We start from the raw sequence: 19,078 nt of genomic DNA on the forward strand, positions 1-19,078 counted from the left end.
GCGCCCTTCTTCAAGGCTGGCTTGAAAAAGGCTACGCCGCTCATGGCATCTGCGTGATCGAACATTCTGAAGCCGCGACGGCTCAGTTTGATGGCATCGACGGTGTGACTATTGTCCGGGATATCTCGGACGTTCCGGAGGATTTCCATCCGGGAATGGTCATGCTGGCGCTCAAGCCACAAATGATGGACGCGGCGGCACCGCTGGCCCGCTATGCCGGCCCGGAAACTGCTTTCCTGTCGATCGCGGCGGGCAAGACCATCCAGTATTTCGAAAGCCTGCTCGGCTCCGATGCGGCGATTATCCGCTCCATGCCGAATACCCCGGCCGCGGTCGGGCGCGGGATCACGGCCTATGTCGGCAACAAGGCCGCCAGTCAGGCGCAGATGAATCTGGCTGGTGACCTGTTGTCCGCTGTCGGCGAAGCGCTGGAGGTCCCGGAAGAGGGGATGCTCGACGCGGTGACAGCGGTTTCCGGCAGTGGCCCCGCCTACGTCTTTTATGTCATCGAGGTGATGGCGGCGGCTGGCGAGAAGCTTGGCCTGCCGGCCGATCTCGCCATGCGCCTTGCATCGGCCACGGTGTCCGGCGCGGGGGAGCTTGCACGGCAATCCTCCGAGCCGGCGGCGCAGCTCCGGCAGAACGTCACCAGTCCCGGCGGGACCACAGCCGAAGCACTCAAGGTGCTGATGGCGGATGACGGTATTGGTCCGGTTTTCGAAAAAGCGCTGAAAGCGGCGGCGGACCGGTCGCGGGAGCTTGCCGGGTAGGCTGTTCCCTTGCTCCCCGTTCTTGAAGACCCATATCGTGGAGGCACACACGATATGGATGAGCCATGGCACCGGCGGACAGCGAGACGATCCTCGATAAAGTCCTGGAGATAGCAGGCGATAAAGGCTGGACCGGCTTGACCATGGAGATGGTTGCCGAGGGCGCCGGAGTGCCGCTTGCCGACCTGACCCGGGCCTACCCCCGTAAATCCGCCATATTGAACGCCTTGGCGGACCGGTTTGAGCAACTTGCCGAAGTGGCCACGGATCCGGAGGCTTGCGACCCGTCCCTGCCTGTGCCGGAGCGACTCTTTGACGCAATCATGACGCGCTTCGAGCTGATGCAGGAGCATCGCGACGGCTATGTCGCGATCATCGGCGCGGCGCGGCGGGATCCCTGCATGGCCTTGACCGGAGCAACCCGACTACAGCCCGCAATGGGAATAATCCTGCGCCAGACCGGTCTTGAAGGCAGGGGCCTCTCCGGGTTTCTGCGCCGCAAGGTGTTGAGCGCGCTCTATCTTTCGGTTCTTCAGGTGTGGCTGAAGGATGAGAGCGAGGATCTTGGCCCGACCATGGCGGCACTGGACAAACGGTTGAGGCAGCTTGATGAGATTGTGATGGCTACGCCTTTCAGGAGAAAAACGCGGCAGGAGGAAAATTCGAAAGCCGGTGCGTGAGTGTTTTGTTGCAGTGCAGCATAAGGCTTGACATTTTCCTCAAATACCCCGATATCAATGGTGATGATGCGTTGCAACATAACGCTGCACCGCAGGAAACAACCAGCGTATTCCGGCCTGAACGGTTCGCGTAATACGTGGTCAAAAAATTACGGAGACGTTCAATGGCCAAGCAGGAAAACCCCTTCATCAATCTCGATTTCCAGAAAATGATGACGGATTTCAAAATGCCGGGCATCGATGCAGACGCGCTGATGAATGCGCAGCAGAAGAATATTGAAGCAATCGCCAGCGCCAACCAGCTGGCCGTGGAAGGTATGCAGGCTATTGGCAAACGTCAGGCCGAACTCTTCCAGCAGGCTGTCGAGGAGTCCCAGAAGACCCTCGGTGAGCTGATGACGCAGGGTGCGCCGGAAGACCGGATTGCCAAGCAGGCCGAGACCGTGAAGACCACGATCGAGCGCACGGTGACGAACCTCCGTGAGATTTCCGAGATGCTCGCGAAATCGAACCAGGAAGCTTTCGAAGTGATCAACAAGCGGATCACCGAAAGCCTGGAAGAAGTTCAGTCCCTCGCCGGCAAGAAATAAGCTTTCCCCCGAGAGAGTGCGAAGAGCCGTCGGAGCCACTGGTTCCGGCGGCTTTTTGTTTTTCGGGCCGGGTAAAACCCACTTCACGGCACATGGATGAACGCATAAGGTCCGCTTCCGAACAGGGAGCTACTTATGACCATCGAATTTTCCGATTTTCAAAAAGTTGAAATCCGCGTCGGCACGGTGACCGATGCCCAGCCCTATCCCGAGGCGCGCAAGCCGGCGATCAAACTCTGGATCGATTTCGGGCCGGAGATTGGCGAACGGAAGACATCAGCGCAGATCACCAAGCATTACACGCCGGAAGGCATGAAGGGCAAACAGGTGGCTGCTGTCGTGAACTTTCCGCCGAAACAGATCGGCAAGTTCATGAGCGAATGTCTGGTCGTCGGGTTTCCGGACGAGGATGGCGAAGTTGTGCTGCTCAGCCCGACGCTGCCTGTCCCGAACGGCGGCCGTCTCTATTAGACCGGCATTCTGATCCGGACACGCAGACCGCCGAGCGGCGATTCTTCCAGGCCGATTTCGCCGCCATGGCTGTGCACGATATCCCGGGCAATGGTCAGGCCCAGACCGGTGCCGCCCGTTTCGGGATTGCGTGAGGGGTCGCCGCGATAGAAGGGTTTGAAGACGCGCCCGCGTTCGGCTTCCGGAATGCCTGGCCCGTCGTCATCGACGAAAATCTCATAGGCGACGTCGGATGCATCGAGGGTGATGCGGACGGTCTTCGCGTACCGGCGCGCGTTGGAGACCAGATTGGTGAGCGCCCGCTTCAGGGATTGCGGCTTCATCTCGACCGGTGGCAGCTTCTTCCCGATCATCTCCAGCTCAAGCGTCATGCCGCCGCGCCGTTCTCCGATGGCGAAGTCGGCAACCAGGGCTTTGACGTCCGTTGTTACCGCTGCCTCCGTGCCCTCTCCACGGGCAAAGGCGAGATAGCCCTCGACCATTCTCTCCATGTCCTGCACGTCGGCCTGGAGCTCCTGGACGGCCTTGTCTTCGCCGAGCATGGCGAGTTGCAGCTTCATCCGGGTGAGCGGTGTGCGCAGATCGTGCGAGACACCGCTCAGCATATCGGTGCGCTGTTTGATCTGGCGCCGGATCCGGGCCCGCATCTGCTGGAAGGCTTCAGCGGCCTGCCGGACTTCGTGTGCGCCTTCCGGTTTGAAGTTTGTGACCTCGCGTCCGAGCCCGAAGGCCCGGGCGGCGATGGCGAGCCTTCGGATCGGCCGGATCTGGTTGCGCATGAAGATCAGAGCGATGGCGAACAGGATCAGGGCACTGCCCAGCATCCACATGACGAAGATGTAGGTGGTCGAGGTGTAGAGACGTTTTTCATGCGCGAGCACTTCGAGAACGCCATCCGAAATCTGCACGGTGATGGCGATCTGCCTGTCGCCCGCTTCGGTGTCGATCATGAAGGGGCGGCGCACCTGCTCGGTCATGGCATGGCGCATCTGCCGCAATGTGGGGTCAAAAATGGTTACGGTGCCGCGGTTTTCCAGAATGGCGCCCGACCGGTAGGTGACGATCAGGCCAAGGTGATTGCGGGAAAGCCGGTCGATCCGGGCCAGAGAGGCTGGGCTGGAATCCGCTTCGATTTCCGTGACGATCAGGGCGATGTCCCCGGCAAGCGAGGTTGCAAGCCGCCGCACCATCGTGTCCCAGTGCCGGTCATAGAAAACAAAGGTCGAGATCGCCTGCATCAGGATCAGCGGTGTCAGGAAAATCGCCAGCGCCCGTCCGAACAGGGTCTTCGGCATGCGGCGCTTCAGCCAGGACCGGCGTTTGGTCTGTGGAGCGTTTTCGGCAAGGGTTGCCATCAATCGGATGCCGTTCTCTGTGTTGGCGTTCAGGCCCGCTATATGGGGGATATGGTAGGATAAATCGGCTCGTACCGATAGCGGTGCGCGTCAGGGGAGTGGCTCAGTCGTCGCTGGTATTTGCTTTCAGAACATAGCCCTTGCCGCGCACGGTTTGCAGGAAGCGCGGGAATTTCGGGTCTTTCTCGATTTTCCGGCGCAGCCGGTTGATCTGTACGTCGACGGTGCGCTCGTGCCCGTTCACCGCGTTGCGGGCGACCAGGTCTTCCCGGCTCAGCGTGCGGCCCGGCGTTTGGGCAAAGCAGCCAAGGAGCACGGCTTCCGACTCGGTCAGGTGCACCACGCGATCCTCCTTGCTCAACTCGGCCGCTGTCCTGTCATAGACATAAGGGCCGAAGGTGACGCGTGACGGTTTGTCCGACATAACCGGAGCTGTGCGGGTGCGGCGCAGGATCGTACGGATGCGCAATAAAAGTTCGCGTGGCTCGAACGGCTTCGTCAGATAGTCGTCTGCCCCGGTCTCCAACCCCTCTATGCGGTTCTCCATCTCGCCCATGGCGGTGAGCAGCAGGATCGGCAGGTCACGGGTCTGGCGCATGGAGCGGGTCAGCTCGAAGCCGGTTTCTCCGGGCATCATGACATCCAGGACGATCAGATCGTAATCGATCGCCGCCAGCTTGCGCCGGGCATCGGCGGCATCGCCCGCAGCGGTTATGCGGAATCCGTTCTCGCTGAGGAAGCGGGTCAGCAGATCGCGCAGCCGGCTGTCATCATCGACGACAAGAATATGGGGCTGATCATCGCCGTCCATCCGGATGCTCATCCCTTGCTGCGGCGTTGCGCCGGCATGGCGGGGGTGACGATCTCGAAGCGCTCCTGGTCGCCGGGATCGATGATGCCGCGCATGACCTCGCGGAAGCCCTGAACGGCTTCCGCCCCCGCGGCACGATAGGCGCGGGCGATCCGCTTGCGCTGGTTCTCGGTCAGCCGGTGCTCAAGATGGACGCCTTTTTCGGTCAGGGTCAGCAGCTTCTTGCGCCGGTCTCCCTGATCCGTCGTCTGGTCGATATAGCCCTCATTGACGAGCTGGCTGAGAACCCGGGAAAGGCTCTGTTTTGTGATCTTCAGGATCTTCAGCAGGTCGGTAACGGTGATTCTGGGGTTACGTCCGACGAAGTAGATGACCCGGTGATGGGCCCGTCCGAGATCGATCTCCGCAAGAATGGCGTCCGGCTCACCCGTGAAGTCCCGATAGGCAAAGAACAGCATTTCGATGCCTTGCCTGAGTTCCTCCTCCCGCAGGAAAAGCGGATTGGCCATGCTTTTTACGTCAACCATGTTGACTTAATTCCTTTTGAATGTTAGCTCTTGGCCCTACTTTGGGTAACAATCTAACCAAAGCGCCCGTCAACATGAACATTTCGAACGGGTTAGGCTTTGGAGCTTGCTGGGATGAAACCTCATGAGCCTGCTTCCTTTCGATGATCGCGACGGTGCCATCTGGATGGATGGTACCTTGTTGGACTGGCGTGACGCCAAATTGCATGTACTTAGCCACGGACTGCATTATGCCAGTTCGGTGTTCGAGGGCGAACGGGTTTATAGCGGACAGATCTTCAAGTCCCGCGAGCATACCGAACGCCTGCACCGTTCCGCCGGAATTCTCGGCTTCAAGATCCCTTACGATGTAGATGCCATCGAGGCCGCCAAGCAGGCTGTCATTGATAGCATGGGGATCGTTGATGGCTATGTCCGCCCGGTTGCCTGGCGCGGCAGTGAAATGATGGGCGTGTCCGCCCAGCAGAACACCATCCACCTGGCCGTTGCCGCCTGGGTCTGGCCGTCCTATTTCGATCCGGAAGCGAAGATGAAGGGGATCAATCTGGATATCGCCAAGTGGCGCCGTCCGGCTCCCGACACCGCGCCGACGAACAGCAAGGCCGCCGGTCTCTACATGATCGCCACCATGTCCAAGCATGATGCCGAAGCACGCGGTTTCCACGATGCGCTGATGCTGGATTATCGCGGCTATGTCGCGGAGGCCACGGGCGCCAACATCTTCTTCCTGATGGATGACGGCCGTTTGCACACGCCGAGCCCGGACTGCTTCCTCGACGGCATCACCCGCCGTACGGTGAAGCAGCTCGCCATCGATCTCGGCTACGAGATTGTCGAGCGGCATATCCGGCCGGAAGAGATGACGCGGGCGACCGAATGCTTCCTGACCGGCACGGCCGCGGAAGTCACCCCGGTTGGTTCCATCGGCACCTACAAGTTCACGCCGGGCGAAGTCACCCGCAAGCTGGTCGATGCCTATGACGCGGCAGTGCGCGCCCACGCGACGAGCGTGCAGGTCGCGGCCGAGTAAGAAACGGGTCCACGAGCGCCGGGAGAACGATCCCGTTCCCTGCTGGCACTGGACAGTACTTTGATAAACGGGGGAAGCTGACATATGACAGCTTCCCCCGTTTGCACATTCGACGGCACCCACTGGGTTCCGGGACCGCTCGCCAAGGGACCTTTCCCGGGGCTGCATGGTGGCGTCGTCGGCGGATTGCTCGCCGCCGAAATGGAAAAAACGTCCCATGAAAATGGTGGCGGGATGGGATTGCAGATGTCCCTGTCCCTGCTGCGCCCGACACCGATGGAGCCGGTCGCGATCTCCGTCCGGACCCTACGACAGGGCCGCCGCTCCCTTCAGCTCTCCTCGGAACTCGTTGCCGATGGCAAGACCTGCGCCGTGGCGAGCGCCCTGTTTCTGACCCCGGAAATGTTGCCTTTTGTTGAGGAAGAGCCAGCCGAACGGGTTCCGGTTTCCGGCAAGGGTTTCCATGTCGGCCGGAGGATGGGGCAGCCCTGGTTCGCCGATGCCTGCGAGATGCGCCGGGAAGAGGGTGGCCGGATCTGGATGCGGCACATCAACCCGGTGGTGGACGGCATGGGGCCGTTGACCCGCGTTCTGTCATTGGCGGACTGGGCGACAGGCCTTTCCCGCCCTGACTGGGTGGATGGAGAAAAGGTGGTCTTTCCGAATCCGGAGATCAGCATTCACCTGCACCGCCCACCTGCAGGCGCCTGGCTGGGAGTGGACTCGCAACCGTTCTGGAATGCCAGCGGCCTCGGTATCACCGCGAGCGACCTCTATGACGAGGCGGGGTATCTCGGCCGGGCAACGCAGCCGGTTGTGCTCGCGGTGATGAAGTAAGCGCTTTCGCGCTTTTCAGGTCTCCGTCACCCCTGCATCCGCAGGGATGACGTCTTAATCTCAGATACAGACGCTGGCGAGTGGCGGCAGGCCGTTGAAGGCGACCGAGGAATAGGTCGTCGTGTAGGCGCCGGTGCCGAAGATCCAGACCTTGTCGCCGACTTTCAGGTCAAGCGGCAGCGGGTACGGATTTTTCTCATACATGACATCAACACTGTCGCAGGTCGGCCCGGCCAGAACGGCGGGCACGGCGTCTCCGGTGCGAATGGTCTCGATCCGGTAGCGGATGGCTTCATCCATGGTTTCGGCCAGGCCGTTGAACTTGCCGATATCGAGATAGACCCAGCGCGGTGCGCCGCTGTCGTCCTTTTTGGACACCAGCACGACTTCCGCCTGAATGATGCCGGCATCGGCAACCAGACCGCGGCCCGGCTCGATGATCAGGTCGAGTGCCCGGTCGCCGAACTGCTCGCGCACCGCCGCCATGACGACCGCGCCATATTCCAGCAGGTCCGTCTCGCCATTGTCGTAGGTCCCCGGCATGCCGCCGCCGAGATTGATCATGCGCAGGCTGAGGCCGGAGCGGTCGAGCCGCTGCATCAGCCTGGCGACATCGGCGAGGGCCTCGCGCCAGGCGCGCGGGTTTTTCTGCTGGGAGCCGACATGGAAGGAAACGCCATAGGCATCGAGGCCGAGACGATCCGCTTCGATCAGCAGGTCACCGGCCATTTTCACGCAGCAGCCGAATTTGTGGGACAGCGGCCAGTCGGCGCTGTCGTTCTCCGCCAGGATGCGGCAGAAAACGGAGGCGCCGGGGGCGGAGCGGGCCAGCTTCTCAAGCTCGCCCGCGCTGTCGAAGGAGAACAGCCGGACACCGCAATCGAAGGCTTTGCGGATCGCGCTTTCTTTCTTGATGGTGTTGCCGAAGCTGATCCGGCTCGGGCTGACACCCCGGCTCAGCACCAGGTCGATCTCGCCCATGCTGGCGCAATCGAAATACCCGCCGAGCGCGGCCACCCGGTCCAGAATCTCGACCGACGGATTGGCTTTGATGGCATAGAAGATATCGGCACCGCGAAAACCGGTGGCGAGAATGTTGTAGCGGGCTTCCACCAGCTCCAGATCGATCGCCAGCTGCGGGCCATCGATCACTTCATTCGCAAAATAATCTGCCAGACGCGCGGACACGGCAGAGACTGCGCGCGCTACGGGCTCCTGCTCTAGCTCAACAAGCTGAACGGCGGTGTTTTGGTTGTTGGAATACGGAACAGCGGCGAAGACGCCGCGTTTCGGCTCAAGCATCGGTGCTTCCCTCTCGGAACCGGCCCCCTCGGGACCTGAGTTTCAAAAAGGACGCCTCGTCGTTGCTTAACCTGCTGGGCTGTCTCGCCTGGGCCAGTGGCACGTGCGCGCGTCGTCAGCCGGATATGAACGTGTTCCCGGATTTATGCAAGCGGAAAAGGAGCGCAAAAAGTGCGCTCAGACGCGAAATGCCTTTGCATGGATATCGCGAATGCGTGCAGCGGTTTTCGGTGTCAGGGCGCCCGTCAGATCGTGTGGTATCCAGCGGCGCTGAAAGGCCAGCAAGACACTGCGCGCGGACTGGCTCATCAGGGCCGTTTCCGGCGCGGCATATCCGATTTCCGAAAGCAGCTGCATTGCCTCCGAAAAGACCATCGTGTCACGTGCTGTGGGGAGAGAGGCGGGCCAGAGGCCAATGCCGTTGCGGGCCAGGCTCTCCCAGTCGAACAACTCTCCCGGGTCTTCCTTACGGTCCGGGGCGACATCGGAATGGGCGAGAACGCGCGCCGGCGAAATGGGATGACGTTCAAGGATGGCTTGTGACAGATGCGTAAGGCATTCCATCTGCCGGTCCGGGAAGGGCCGGTAGCCGAACTGGTGCCCCGGATTGGCCAGCTCGATACCGATAGAGCGGGCATTGATATCCGTCGCGCCCTGCCAGGAGGCGACACCGGCATGCCAGGCCCGCCGGTTCTCGTCGACCATCCGGTAGCAGCGGCCGTCCTCGTCGATCAGATAATGGGCGCTGACCTTGGCATCCGGATCGGTCAGCCGGTCGAGGGCGGCTTCGGCGGACTGCATGCCGGTATAATGCAGCAGCAGAATGTCGATAACGGTCCCGTCCGGCCGTGCGTCATGGTTCGGGGAAGGGCGTTCGATGATGTCGTCCATTCCCTCCATTGCGCGCTTATCCCCTGGCTTCCGTTTCTATCTTCGGTGCGGGTCCCGTCCGACCGATGGTCACGGCGCCAACCCCGATGATGGTAAGGGCTGCTCCGGAAAGCTGGAAGGCGTCCATATGCTCACCAAGGAAGACAATGCCGGAGGCGGCACCGACAAGCGGTGCCAGGATGGTCAGCGGCATGGTCTGGGACACGTCGTATTTCTGCAGGATCTTGTACCAGATACCATAGCCGAAGATGGTAACGCCCACGGCCATATAGATCACGCCGCCCCAACCGGCGGCACCGGCGGTCTGAATTGATTCCCATTGACCGTCCTCGAGCATCAGCGAGGAGCCGAGCATCATGGGCGCGGCCAGTACCGACATCCAGGCATTCAGCACGAACGGGTTCACGGCCCCCATCCATTTCACCTGAATATGGGCAAGGCCCCAGAGCAGCGCGGCGATGATGACGAGGCCGAGATTGAACAGGCTGCTGGAGGTTTTCGGAGCGCCTGCCAGCATGGCGACGCCGGCGAAGGCAATGGCGATGCCGAGGATCTGCCGCCGGTTCGGACGCTCGCGGAAGAAAATGACAGCAAGAATGACGGCAAACGGCACCTGGATCTGCGCCGCGATGGCGGCGAGCGAGGCGTCTGTGCCCTTGAGGCCGGTGAACATGAAGGCGAAGTGCAGCACCCCGAGGGTGACCGAGAGGCCGAAGATATGCAGGAACTTGATGCCCCGCCATCTCAGGAAAGGCAGCAGCAGGATGGCGGTTAGCAAGTACCGCAGCCCGATAAGCATCATTGGTGAGAACTCGGCCATGGCTATCTTGCCGAAGGCGAAATTCATGCCCCAGACGACCATGACGATGACGCCGAGCAGAATGTCCTTTGGCTTCATGAAGCGCGGGCTTTCTCTATGGTCTCGCGCAGCTCCTCGAGTTCAAGCCAGCGATTTTCCGCGTCCTCAAGTTCGGCCTGGGCCGCCTCAAGCCGTGCGCTGGCGGCCTTGAACCGTTTTGGATCGCCGGTGAATAGGTCGGGGTTGGCAAGCTCGTTCCCGAGCGCTTCGATTTCCGTTCCGAGTTTGTCGATCGTGTCCGGAAGGGTGTCGAGCGCACGCTGATCCTTGTAGCTGAGCTTGGCGCGCGGCTGGGACGGTTTTTCCGATGCCGGCGCCGCCGGTTTGGTCTCCCGCTTCCTCGGCTCGGCCGCCTCTTCGGCTTCCGCTTTCCGGAAGGCCGCGTAGTCGCTGAAGCCGCCGACGAACTCCTCGATCTTGCCATCGCCCTCGACGGCGATGATGGAGGTCACCACCCGGTCGAGAAAGTCGCGGTCATGGCTGACCAGGATGATCGTGCCGTCATATTCGCCGAGCACTTCCTGCAGCAGGTCGAGGGTTTCGATATCGAGATCGTTGGTCGGCTCGTCGAGCACCAGCAAATTGTGCGGCCCGGCGAACAGCTTTGCCAGCAGCAACCGGTTGCGCTCCCCGCCGGAGAGGTTCTTCACCTGCGCGCGTGCCTGACGCTCCTCGAACAGGAAGTCACGGAGGTAGGAGACGACATGCTTCGGCTTGCCGTGCACGAACACGGTATCGCCGCCACCGGGGCAGAGTGTTGACCAGAGCGTTGCGTCGCCGTCCAGCGTTTCCCGGTACTGGTCGAAATAGACGGTCTCTACACCGAAGCCGATGCGGACGCGGCCCTTGTCCGGCTTCTCCTGATCGATCAGCATTTTCAGCAGCGTGGTCTTGCCCGCGCCGTTGGCGCCAACGAGACCGATCCGGTCGCCGCGCTTGATGATGGTGGAGAAGTCCGTCGCCAGAACCTTTTCGCCGCCGTCTGGCTGCGGATAGGCCTTCGAGATGTGGTTCGCTTCAATGACGAGCTGGCCGCCGGACTCGGCGTCGCCGACGCTGAGATTGACCAGACCGGTACGCTTCATCCGCTCGGCGCGTTCGCGGCGCATGCCGAGGAGGCTGCGCACCCGGCCCATATTGCGTTTGCGCCGGGCGGTCAGCCCCTCGCGCAGCCAGCGGGTTTCCTCGGCGATCTGTTTGTCGACCCGGCGCCGGGTCGCTTCCTCGTCCGCCAGCACCTTGTCCGCCCAGTCGGGAAAGACGGAGAAGCCTTCGGAATTGCGGCGCACTTCACCACGGTCGATCCAGTAGGTCCGGTTCGACAATCTGCTGAGGAAGGTCCTGTCATGGCTGATCAGCAGGATGCCGCCCTTGAAGGCTTCCAGTTCCTCTTCCAGCCATTCGATGGTCGGCAGGTCGAGATGGTTTGTCGGCTCGTCCAGTAGCAGCACATCGGGCTCGGACACCATTGCCCGCGCCAGGGCCACGCGACGGGATTCGCCGCCCGACAGGGCATCGGTCAGCCGGTCCCCGTCGAGGGCAAGATGCAGCAGCATGGAATCGACCAGATATTCCGCCGGATGCTCGCCCGGGTGAACCGACAGGCCGCTCCGCACATGCTCGCGGATGGTGATGCCTTTCGGCAGTGGCGGGTCCTGTGGCAGGTAGGCGACCTTGGCGCCGGGCTGCACGAACCGCTCGCCCCCGTCGAGATCCACTTGCCCCGCGAGGCATTTCAGCAGCGTCGACTTGCCGGAACCGTTCCGGCCGACGAGACAGATCCGTTCGCCCTTGGCGACAGTCACGTCTACATCGTCGAACAGAATGCGTTCACTGAGGGTGAGCCGGGCGTTGCGAAGGGCGACGATCGGCGGGGCGGAAGAGGCTCGGGCCATGCTCAGTTCATACCGCGTTGTTTGGCGATACGGTCATAGGCGGCGTTGATCGCGGCCATTTTCGCCGTGGCGGCGGCAACGAATTCCTCCGGCAGACCTTCGGCGATCAGCCGGTCCGGATGATGCTCGCGGATCAGGGTGCGATAGATCTTTTTGACTTCGGCGTCGTCGGCGTCATGGGCGATGCCCAGCACGCTGTAGGGATCTTCCGCATCCTTGTCGCCGGAGACAGCACGCATGCGCTGGAAGGCCAGCGCGTCAAACCCGAAGATCTCGGCGACGCGTTCCAGATAGGCGATCTCGTTCTGGTGAATGACACCGTCCGCCTTGGCAATATGGAAAAGGCTCAGCAACAGCTCTTCAAGGATGGGAGAACCCGGGTTGAACAGCCGGGCAATCTGCTGTGCGTAGATCTCGAATCCCTCGACATCGCGCCGGGCCAGATCCCAGACCCGTCCGACATTGCGAACCTCTTCGGGGGGAATGCGAAAGACTTCCCGGAAGGCGGCGATCTCGTCACGCGTGACCACGCCATCGGCCTTCGCCATCTTGGCGCTGAGCACAACGACCCCGATGGTGAAGGCGATTTTCTTGGTCGCCGCTTCCTCATCCTTCGGTGTATCGGAACTGGCGAACCGGTCCACGGCGTGGCCTGCGGTCGCGCCGAGCAGTGCGCCGATCGGCCCGCCAAGAGCGAGGCCGGCAGCGCCGCCGATGATTTTACCCCAGATACTCACGTTTCAAGCACTGCCGCGCATAGTGGAACATTTGTAGAATCTTGACGGAACATGTCGGCTGCCGGGGCTGCCGTCAACAGGGCGTGTGGCCGCAGGGATAACTGCGGGGCCCCTTGCTGGTGGTGATGACCGGGAGTAGTTTGACCGGCCCACCTTTTTTAAACGGAGATCCCCAAATGGATGTAGAGGCGAAACCCGTCGATGCCGCCACTCGTGACGCAGCGCTCGATGCTCTGAAGCAGATATTCGGGGACCGTTTCACCACCGCCGCCGCCGTGCGTCACCAGCATGGCAAGGACGAGAGCTATCATGCGCCGATGGCTCCGGACGCTGTCGTCTTCGCCGAAAGCGAAGAGGAGATCGCCCGCGCCGTCATCGTGTGCAACAGGCTGAAATTTCCGGTCATCCCGTTCGGCACCGGCACCTCACTTGAAGGCCATGTCGCCGCGCTCAGGGGCGGTGTTTCCATCGATACCTCATTGATGAACCGGGTACTCGCGGTTCATGCCGAAGATCTGGATGTCACGGTGCAGCCGGGCGTGACCCGCAAGCAGCTGAACGAGCATCTGCGCGATACCGGCCTGTTCTTTCCGATCGATCCGGGCGCCGATGCCTCGATCGGGGGCATGACCGCAACCCGCGCCTCCGGCACCAATGCGGTGCGCTACGGCACCATGCGGGAGAATGTGCTGTCGCTGCGCGTCGTCACGCCGAGCGGAGAAATCATCCGGACATCGCGCCGGGCCCGGAAGTCGTCCGCCGGATATGACCTCACACGTCTTTTCGTCGGCTCCGAAGGCACGCTCGGCATCATCACCGAGATCACTCTGAAGGTGTACGGTATCCCGGAAGCGATCTCGTCGGCGGTCTGCCAGTTCGAGACACTCGAAGGTGCGGTCGATTCGGTCATCACAACAATCCATGCCGGTGTTCCCGTTGCCCGGATGGAGTTGCTGGATGACGTCCAGATGGGCGCCTGCATCGATTATTCGAAGCTTAAGGGATACGAGGCCAAGCCGACGATCTTCTTCGAATTCCACGGCAGCGAAGCCGGGGTGAAGGAACAGGCCGAGACGGTTGAGGCGATCACTGCGGATTTCGGCGGCAGCTCCTTCGAATGGGCGACCCGGACCGAGGACAGGAACGTTCTCTGGCAGGCGCGTCACGATGCCTTTTATGCGGGGCTTGCACTGCGCCCCGGCTCACAGGGCTGGCCGACGGATGTCTGCGTTCCTGTCTCGCGGTTGGCGGAATGCATTCGGGAGACGAAGAAGGATATTGTTGAGTCCGGACTCTGCGCCCCGCTGGTCGGTCATGTCGGTGATGGTAACTTCCATCTTGTTTATGTGATCGATCCCGACGATCCCGAAGAGATGGCCCGGGCCAAGGCGCACAGCCAGCGGATGGTCTATCGGGCGCTCGAAATGGACGGCACCTGCACCGGCGAGCACGGGGTCGGCTACGGCAAGATGCATTATCTTGAGGAAGAGCATGGCCCGGCGCTGGAGATGATGCGCTCGATCAAGCGGGCGCTTGATCCGAACAACATCATGAATCCGGGCAAGATCGTCGAGATCTGAAGGGACTTTAGCCGGAAACGCGGTTGAGAGGCTTGATCTGGTCCAGGGGCTTTTGTTCAAGGTCCTGGACCGGATAGGCACGCACGCGGTTGGCCGGCAGGTGGATGCGAACCAGCGTTCCGACGCCGGGTTCGCTTTCCAGCTTGATCGTTCCGTCATGCAGTTCGGTCAGGGTCCGGGCGAGGGACAGGCCGAGGCCGACGCCGCCATAACGTCGGGACAAGTCCTGTTCGGCCTGCTGGAACGGCTCCATGACACGCTCAATGTCCGCCTTGGAGATGCCGACGCCGGTATCCTCGACCGTGATCTCAAGCCCGCCGCTGTCGACAATCGCGGCGCTTGCCGTGATCGTTCCACCGGGCGGGGTGAATTTCACGGCATTTGTCAGCAGGTTGATCACAACCTGACGAAGGCGTGTTTCATCGCCAAGGAGGGCCGGCAGTTCCGGCGGAGTGTGCAGCGTCAGGCTGAGTTTCGCGTCGGAGATTTTCTCGTCCAGCATTCGGGCGCATGACCGCATCATCCGCCGCAGGTCGATGACGTTTTCGTCCAGCGTCAGGAAACCGGCTTCGATCCGGGAAACGTCGAGCAGATCGTTCAGGACAGTCAGGAGATGCTTGCCGGTATCGTTGATGTCCTTGGCGTAATCGAGATAACGCGCATTCTTCAGTTCGCCGAACAATTGTCCGGTGATGATTTCCGAAAATCCGATGATCGCGTTGAGCGGGGTCCGCAGCTCATGGCTCATATTCGCGAGGAACGCGCTCTTGGCCCGGTTCGCCAGATCCGCCTCATAGATCATGTGCAGCAACTGGTTCCGGCGCTCGAACTCCTCTGTGATGTCGGTGCCTGTTCCCCGATAGCCCTTGAAGACATCATTCTCGAAAACCGGCGTGCCGCTGATGCGCCGGTAGCATCGTTCTCCATCCGCACCGGGGGCGGCATATTCGAAATTACGGAAAGAGCGGCGGGCCTTGATGGCCTCGCGATGTTCTTTCCACGCGTCTCTCCGGTCGTCGTTCCAGCTCAGTTTTTCGAACCGCAAATATGTCGTGCCGAGCTGGGATGACACGGCCTGCCGGGTCACTTTTTCGTACCGGTCGGACAGATCGGTCAGCCTGTGGTTTTCATCGAGTTCCCAGAACCAGTCTGACGAGATCGAGGTAATATCCCGGAACCGCCTCTCACTTTGCATGAGGGCCTCGCGGGCCTTGCGGCGTTTTATGTGATTGAAGACCAGCAAGGTGATCAGCACGCTCTGGAACAGGATGAATGCTATCCCGCCCCAGATCAGTGCCGGGCTCACCCCGTAAAACAGGGACGACTCCGAGGCAGGAGCACCTGTAGCTGCCGCCAGGGTGGCGGCGCCGGGCAGACTGTGCTGGTTCGTGAGGGAAGACGCGCTGATTGCGGCGCCGTCCGGCACCGCAATCGCGAGCAACCCCAGAATCAGAATTGCGTAATGGAAAATAGTGACCCGCATTCCTCGAACCCCCGGCATCCGTATTCGTGGAATTCCGTCGGTTCAGTTGGACATCCAACCGAATGCACAACAATCTCCAGTTTAGATTAATAAATTCTTACGAGCCCCGGACAGCCTTCATCACGGCGCCGCAGAATCCGTCAAACGCGTCGCGTTCGATCCAGCGGACCACGGCGACCATGTCGAGTTCCGGATCGACCCAGATGACATTCGAGCCCTTGCCCTTGGCGAAATAGCTGGTGCGTGGCGCGGAAGGCGCGGAGCCGCCGGCGCCGTTGAGCCACCAGAGATAGCCGTAATCCGCATTGATCGGGCAGGGGGTGGTCGCCTGGCCAATATAGTTCCCGGAGATCAGCTGCTTGCCGTTCCAGGCGCCGCCACGGGCCATGAGCAGGCCGGTCCGGGCCTGGTCGCGGGAGCTGATGAACATGCCGCCGCCCCAGTGCGAGCCGCCGGAGACCGACTGGATTTTCTTGCCGTCTATATCGACCCAGGAATTCTCGTAACCGTGCCATTCCCAGTCGGTGGATGCGCCGATCGGATCCATGACCCGTTCCTTGATGACTTCGGGAAGCGGCCGCTTCCAGACCCGGAGCAGGGCGAGGGCGAGCCGGTTCACGCGGACATCGTTATATTCCCAGAACGTGCCGGGGGTCTGCATGTCGCGGGTCTTGCCCTTGAGCGTGCCTTCGCCTGCCTGGGCGTCGAGATCGCGGTTGTGATCGATCCAGTCTGGCTTGCTCCAGAGCGTGCCCTGCCACTCGCTGGTCTGCTGCAAAAGCTGCGCCCAGGTGATCGGCTTGTTCTGCGGATCGTCGAAACCGCCATCATCGACCAGCTCGGCGACCGGACGGTCGAAGCTGGGGATCAGACCGTCATCCAGCGCCAGGCCGGCGCAGATCGACAGGTAGCTCTTCGCGATGCTGAAGGTGATGTCCGGGCGCGTGGTGTCGCCCCATTCATGAACGATGCGGCCGCCCTTCAGGATCATGCCATGCGGGTCGGCGCGCGGCCGGGTGATGCCGATAACGTCGCGCAGCCCTTCCGGCTCGCCGAACAGATCGTTGTCGAGGGCGCGGCGGATATCGCGGTCCATCTTGGATTCGTTCGCAATGGCGAAGTCGCTGGCGGCTTTCAGGCCGTCGGCGTCAAAGCCGGCATCGCGCGGATCGATGCGTTCCCAAGACTCGCTTGAGGCAGGAAAATATTGTGTCATGTCGGTCTCTTGATATCTCGGCGGGAGACGGACAGTAGCGCCCAATTGCCGTGAGGGTCCAGACTTGCAATCCGCTCTGGCCCAATCGCAAACTGGAACGAAAGCAACTGGGAGACTGGCGATGACGATGTCGGAACAGGATATCAAGGCGATGGGGTTGCCGCGCTATACCGGCATTCCGACCTTTATGCGCACACCATATCGCGAGACCGCGGCCGGGCTCGACATCGCCCTGGTCGGGGTTCCCTATGATGGCGGCGTCACAAACCGTCCCGGTGCCCGGCACGGCCCGCGCGAGGTGCGCAATCAAAGCAGTCTGATGCGCACGATCAATCAGGCGACGGGCGTCTGTCCCTATGAGCTGTGCATGATTGGCGATGTGGGGGACGCGGTGGTCGAGCGGCCCTTTCAGCTTGAAGGCGCGCATCAGGAGATCGAGGATTATTACAAGACGCTGGCCGCGACCGGGGCCATTCCGCTCAGTGTTGGCGGGGACCATTCCATCTCCCTGCCGATCCTTCGGGAACTGGCGCGCGAGCGGCCTGTCGGGCTGATCCAGATCGATGCCCATTGCGATACCGGGGACGATTATCTCGGTTCCCGTTTTCATCATGGAGCGCCATTTTCACGGGCGGTGGACGAGGGGCTGCTTGATCCCAAGCGCTGCGTGCAGATCGGTATTCGCGGCGGCATCAATTCACGGGATCAATGGGCCTTCAGTTACGAGCACGGCATGCGCGTGATCCAGATCCATGAAGCGCATGAGATGGGGCTGGATGCCGTCATCGCAGAGGCGCGCCGGGTGATCGGCGATGGGCCGACCTATTTCACCTTCGATATCGATGGCATCGACCCGGCCTATGCGCCGGGTACGGGCACGCCGGAGATCGGCGGTTTCACGGCTCTGGAAGCGCAATTGCTTGTGCGCGGGATGAGCGGGGCGAACCTGATCGGTGCGGACGTGGTCGAGGTGTCGCCGCCTTTCGATCCGAGCGGGATCACGGCTTTGACGGGCGCTACGATCATGTTCGAGATCCTCTGCGTCCTGGCCGAAGCTGTTGCGGCGCGCAAGAGCTGATCCGGTGCGCGCGCTCCTGCTTGCGGGCGTGATTTTCTCCTTCTTCCTTGTCGCGCCGCTGGATGTCGGCGCGGCAGAACCGGAGGTGCGGCTTGATGTGGCGGCCCTGCGCGGCGGGGCCGTGCCGCGTGTCCATATTGCCGCGTCTCCGCACCCGCGCAGCGCGGCGTTTTACGCCCGGACGGCGGATGGAATGGTCCAGCCCATCCACTTTACCGGCCGGATGGCGCAGGCCGGGGACGGGCCTGTGCTGCAGATCCCGGCGGGTGAGGAGCATCTTATCCGGATCGGCGGTACGCCCGGACTGTTTGTCGCCGCGCGAACCGGGCTGCGGCAGGACCGGGAGGCGATTTTCGTTCTGCTGGCCGAGGATCTCCCAGCCGTGCTTGCAGAAACGGCTCCCGTCTCCGCGGCTGTTTTTTTCCGGCAGTTAATGGCGGTCGCTCATGGGCAAAAGGGCGTGCTTCACATTCTTCCCTATACGATCGCAGCGGCGGGACTTCCGCCGGAGGGCTCTTCGCAGGTAGAAACTACGGCGTTCGAGATCGCTTTCGACGGAATTGCCCCGGAAGCGGTTTTCACGCTTGCCGATATCCTCACGGTCGAGGGGAGCGGGCCGTTGACGCCTGTTGTCATCGAGCTGCCGGAAGCGGGCGGTGGTATCGGCTTCCGCTATAGCAGTCCGGCATCCGAAACAGGGTTCCGTGAGCGTTTGGGAAAGATCGTCAAGGGAGCCGGGTTATCGGGAGCCCGGATCGTCGATCATGGAGCCGGCACCCATCTGACTGTGATCGCTCCAGCGCCCTGACGCGGCTTGTTCTGCGCAGGATAAGCTATTGCCGGTAATGGAAAAATCGACAAATATAAACACGCAAAAAACGAATAAATGAAATAATATTCATCATATTGGATAAGTCCAGTGCCGATTTTGGATTTCGGTGGCAGCGCATCTGGTCTCAGGACCGA

General features: G+C 61.5%; 19 protein-coding genes. 9 read left to right on the plus strand and 10 right to left on the minus strand.

All coding sequences use genetic code 11. The features are described 5' to 3' along the window. The 4 genes from proC to AAC126_RS17100 form a co-directional block, all read left to right on the plus strand. On the plus strand, nucleotides 1-770 hold a 770-nt coding region (gene proC, locus AAC126_RS17085; RefSeq protein ID WP_339855508.1), incomplete at its 5' end, for a pyrroline-5-carboxylate reductase. A 65-nt stretch (nucleotides 771-835) separates the two neighbouring features. Continuing rightward, the gene (locus tag AAC126_RS17090) at nucleotides 836-1,450 is read left to right on the plus strand and encodes a TetR/AcrR family transcriptional regulator (protein ID WP_339855511.1); all 615 of its coding nucleotides are present in this window, start codon (nucleotides 836-838) and stop codon (nucleotides 1,448-1,450) included. Nucleotides 1,451-1,614: 164 nt separating this feature from the next. Beyond that, a complete protein-coding gene (locus AAC126_RS17095; protein ID WP_339855514.1) occupies nucleotides 1,615-2,040 on the plus strand; it encodes a phasin family protein in 426 nt (141 codons plus the stop codon). Between the two features lie 135 nt (nucleotides 2,041-2,175). After that, nucleotides 2,176-2,511: a tRNA-binding protein gene (locus tag AAC126_RS17100; RefSeq protein ID WP_339855517.1), complete on the plus strand. Its 336-nt coding sequence runs from the start codon at nucleotides 2,176-2,178 to the stop codon at nucleotides 2,509-2,511. On the opposite strand, the gene AAC126_RS17105 is transcribed toward AAC126_RS17100, so the two are convergent. The 3 genes from AAC126_RS17105 to AAC126_RS17115 form a co-directional block, all read right to left on the minus strand. Beyond that, the gene (locus AAC126_RS17105; protein ID WP_339855520.1) at nucleotides 2,508-3,866 is read right to left on the minus strand and encodes an ATP-binding protein; all 1,359 of its coding nucleotides are present in this window, start codon (nucleotides 3,864-3,866) and stop codon (nucleotides 2,508-2,510) included. The two genes, AAC126_RS17100 and AAC126_RS17105, sit on opposite strands and share 4 nt — an antisense overlap. Before the next feature lie 103 nt (nucleotides 3,867-3,969). After that, a complete protein-coding gene (locus AAC126_RS17110; RefSeq protein WP_339855523.1) occupies nucleotides 3,970-4,677 on the minus strand; it encodes a response regulator transcription factor in 708 nt (235 codons plus the stop codon). An 8-nt stretch (nucleotides 4,678-4,685) separates the two neighbouring features. Then, nucleotides 4,686-5,204: a MarR family transcriptional regulator gene (locus AAC126_RS17115; protein ID WP_339855525.1), complete on the minus strand. Its 519-nt coding sequence runs from the start codon at nucleotides 5,202-5,204 to the stop codon at nucleotides 4,686-4,688. Between the two features lie 124 nt (nucleotides 5,205-5,328). Here AAC126_RS17115 and AAC126_RS17120 point away from each other — a divergent pair, with 124 nt between their 5' ends. Beyond that, nucleotides 5,329-6,234 (plus strand): branched-chain amino acid aminotransferase, encoded by a 906-nt coding sequence (locus AAC126_RS17120; protein ID WP_339855527.1) that lies wholly within the window; start codon nucleotides 5,329-5,331, stop codon nucleotides 6,232-6,234. 84 nt (nucleotides 6,235-6,318) lie between these two features. Continuing rightward, nucleotides 6,319-7,071 carry a thioesterase family protein gene (locus AAC126_RS17125; RefSeq protein ID WP_339855529.1) on the plus strand — a complete coding sequence of 251 codons (753 nt, stop codon included), beginning with the start codon at nucleotides 6,319-6,321 and terminating at the stop codon, nucleotides 7,069-7,071. Between the two features lie 60 nt (nucleotides 7,072-7,131). Here the strand turns inward: AAC126_RS17125 and AAC126_RS17130 are convergent, their stop codons facing one another. From AAC126_RS17130 to AAC126_RS17150, 5 genes are all read right to left on the minus strand, one after another. Then, nucleotides 7,132-8,373 (minus strand): type III PLP-dependent enzyme, encoded by a 1,242-nt coding sequence (locus AAC126_RS17130; RefSeq protein WP_339855531.1) that lies wholly within the window; start codon nucleotides 8,371-8,373, stop codon nucleotides 7,132-7,134. Between the two features lie 177 nt (nucleotides 8,374-8,550). After that, nucleotides 8,551-9,273: an N-acetylmuramoyl-L-alanine amidase gene (locus tag AAC126_RS17135; RefSeq protein ID WP_339855533.1), complete on the minus strand. Its 723-nt coding sequence runs from the start codon at nucleotides 9,271-9,273 to the stop codon at nucleotides 8,551-8,553. A 7-nt stretch (nucleotides 9,274-9,280) separates the two neighbouring features. Beyond that, complete coding sequence (locus tag AAC126_RS17140; protein ID WP_339855536.1) at nucleotides 9,281-10,162, minus strand: EamA family transporter; 882 nt, start codon at nucleotides 10,160-10,162, stop codon at nucleotides 9,281-9,283. Further along, nucleotides 10,159-12,018 (minus strand): ATP-binding cassette domain-containing protein, encoded by a 1,860-nt coding sequence (locus tag AAC126_RS17145; RefSeq protein WP_339855539.1) that lies wholly within the window; start codon nucleotides 12,016-12,018, stop codon nucleotides 10,159-10,161. The genes AAC126_RS17140 and AAC126_RS17145 overlap by 4 nt, the downstream gene beginning before the upstream one ends. 2 nt (nucleotides 12,019-12,020) lie before the next feature. Then, nucleotides 12,021-12,755, minus strand: a complete 735-nt coding sequence (locus AAC126_RS17150) for a TerB family tellurite resistance protein (protein WP_339855542.1) — start codon at nucleotides 12,753-12,755, stop codon at nucleotides 12,021-12,023. A 176-nt stretch (nucleotides 12,756-12,931) separates the two neighbouring features. Here AAC126_RS17150 and AAC126_RS17155 point away from each other — a divergent pair, with 176 nt between their 5' ends. Then, entirely contained in the window at nucleotides 12,932-14,335 is a 1,404-nt protein-coding gene (locus AAC126_RS17155) for an FAD-linked oxidase C-terminal domain-containing protein (RefSeq protein ID WP_339855544.1), read from the plus strand. 7 nt (nucleotides 14,336-14,342) lie between these two features. Here the strand turns inward: AAC126_RS17155 and AAC126_RS17160 are convergent, their stop codons facing one another. Both AAC126_RS17160 and AAC126_RS17165 read right to left on the minus strand, forming a co-directional pair. Next, nucleotides 14,343-15,818, minus strand: a complete 1,476-nt coding sequence (locus tag AAC126_RS17160; RefSeq protein WP_339855547.1) for an ATP-binding protein — start codon at nucleotides 15,816-15,818, stop codon at nucleotides 14,343-14,345. Nucleotides 15,819-15,915: 97 nt separating this feature from the next. Continuing rightward, a complete protein-coding gene (locus AAC126_RS17165; protein WP_339855550.1) occupies nucleotides 15,916-17,034 on the minus strand; it encodes a serine hydrolase in 1,119 nt (372 codons plus the stop codon). Between the two features lie 121 nt (nucleotides 17,035-17,155). Between AAC126_RS17165 and speB the strand changes: the two genes are divergently transcribed. Then, a complete protein-coding gene (gene speB / locus AAC126_RS17170) occupies nucleotides 17,156-18,112 on the plus strand; it encodes an agmatinase (protein ID WP_339855553.1) in 957 nt (318 codons plus the stop codon). A gap of 4 nt (nucleotides 18,113-18,116) precedes the next feature. Further along, nucleotides 18,117-18,920, plus strand: a complete 804-nt coding sequence (locus AAC126_RS17175) for a hypothetical protein (protein WP_339855556.1) — start codon at nucleotides 18,117-18,119, stop codon at nucleotides 18,918-18,920. Nucleotides 18,921-19,078: the final 158 nt, after the last annotated feature.

Source organism: uncultured Nisaea sp. (assembly GCF_963974195.1).
Taxonomy (GTDB): domain Bacteria; phylum Pseudomonadota; class Alphaproteobacteria; order Thalassobaculales; family Thalassobaculaceae; genus Nisaea.

Excerpts from the sequence above, each read along its gene's own strand:
- AAC126_RS17155 (WP_339855544.1), top strand. The coding sequence starts at position 12,932 with ATGGATGTAGAGGCGAAACCCGTCGATGCCGCCACTCGTGACGCAGCG.
- AAC126_RS17095 (WP_339855514.1), top strand. The coding sequence starts at position 1,615 with ATGGCCAAGCAGGAAAACCCCTTCATCAATCTCGATTTCCAGAAAATG.
- AAC126_RS17100 (WP_339855517.1), top strand. The coding sequence starts at position 2,176 with ATGACCATCGAATTTTCCGATTTTCAAAAAGTTGAAATCCGCGTCGGC.
- AAC126_RS17135 (WP_339855533.1), bottom strand. The coding sequence starts at position 9,273 with ATGGAGGGAATGGACGACATCATCGAACGCCCTTCCCCGAACCATGAC.
- AAC126_RS17110 (WP_339855523.1), bottom strand. The coding sequence starts at position 4,677 with ATGGACGGCGATGATCAGCCCCATATTCTTGTCGTCGATGATGACAGC.
- AAC126_RS17115 (WP_339855525.1), bottom strand. The coding sequence starts at position 5,204 with ATGGTTGACGTAAAAAGCATGGCCAATCCGCTTTTCCTGCGGGAGGAG.
- speB (WP_339855553.1), top strand. The coding sequence starts at position 17,156 with ATGACGATGTCGGAACAGGATATCAAGGCGATGGGGTTGCCGCGCTAT.
- AAC126_RS17130 (WP_339855531.1), bottom strand. The coding sequence starts at position 8,373 with ATGCTTGAGCCGAAACGCGGCGTCTTCGCCGCTGTTCCGTATTCCAAC.
- AAC126_RS17165 (WP_339855550.1), bottom strand. The coding sequence starts at position 17,034 with ATGACACAATATTTTCCTGCCTCAAGCGAGTCTTGGGAACGCATCGAT.
- AAC126_RS17120 (WP_339855527.1), top strand. The coding sequence starts at position 5,329 with ATGAGCCTGCTTCCTTTCGATGATCGCGACGGTGCCATCTGGATGGAT.
- AAC126_RS17090 (WP_339855511.1), top strand. The coding sequence starts at position 836 with ATGGCACCGGCGGACAGCGAGACGATCCTCGATAAAGTCCTGGAGATA.
- AAC126_RS17140 (WP_339855536.1), bottom strand. The coding sequence starts at position 10,162 with ATGAAGCCAAAGGACATTCTGCTCGGCGTCATCGTCATGGTCGTCTGG.
- AAC126_RS17160 (WP_339855547.1), bottom strand. The coding sequence starts at position 15,818 with ATGCGGGTCACTATTTTCCATTACGCAATTCTGATTCTGGGGTTGCTC.
- AAC126_RS17145 (WP_339855539.1), bottom strand. The coding sequence starts at position 12,018 with ATGGCCCGAGCCTCTTCCGCCCCGCCGATCGTCGCCCTTCGCAACGCC.
- AAC126_RS17105 (WP_339855520.1), bottom strand. The coding sequence starts at position 3,866 with ATGGCAACCCTTGCCGAAAACGCTCCACAGACCAAACGCCGGTCCTGG.
- AAC126_RS17125 (WP_339855529.1), top strand. The coding sequence starts at position 6,319 with ATGACAGCTTCCCCCGTTTGCACATTCGACGGCACCCACTGGGTTCCG.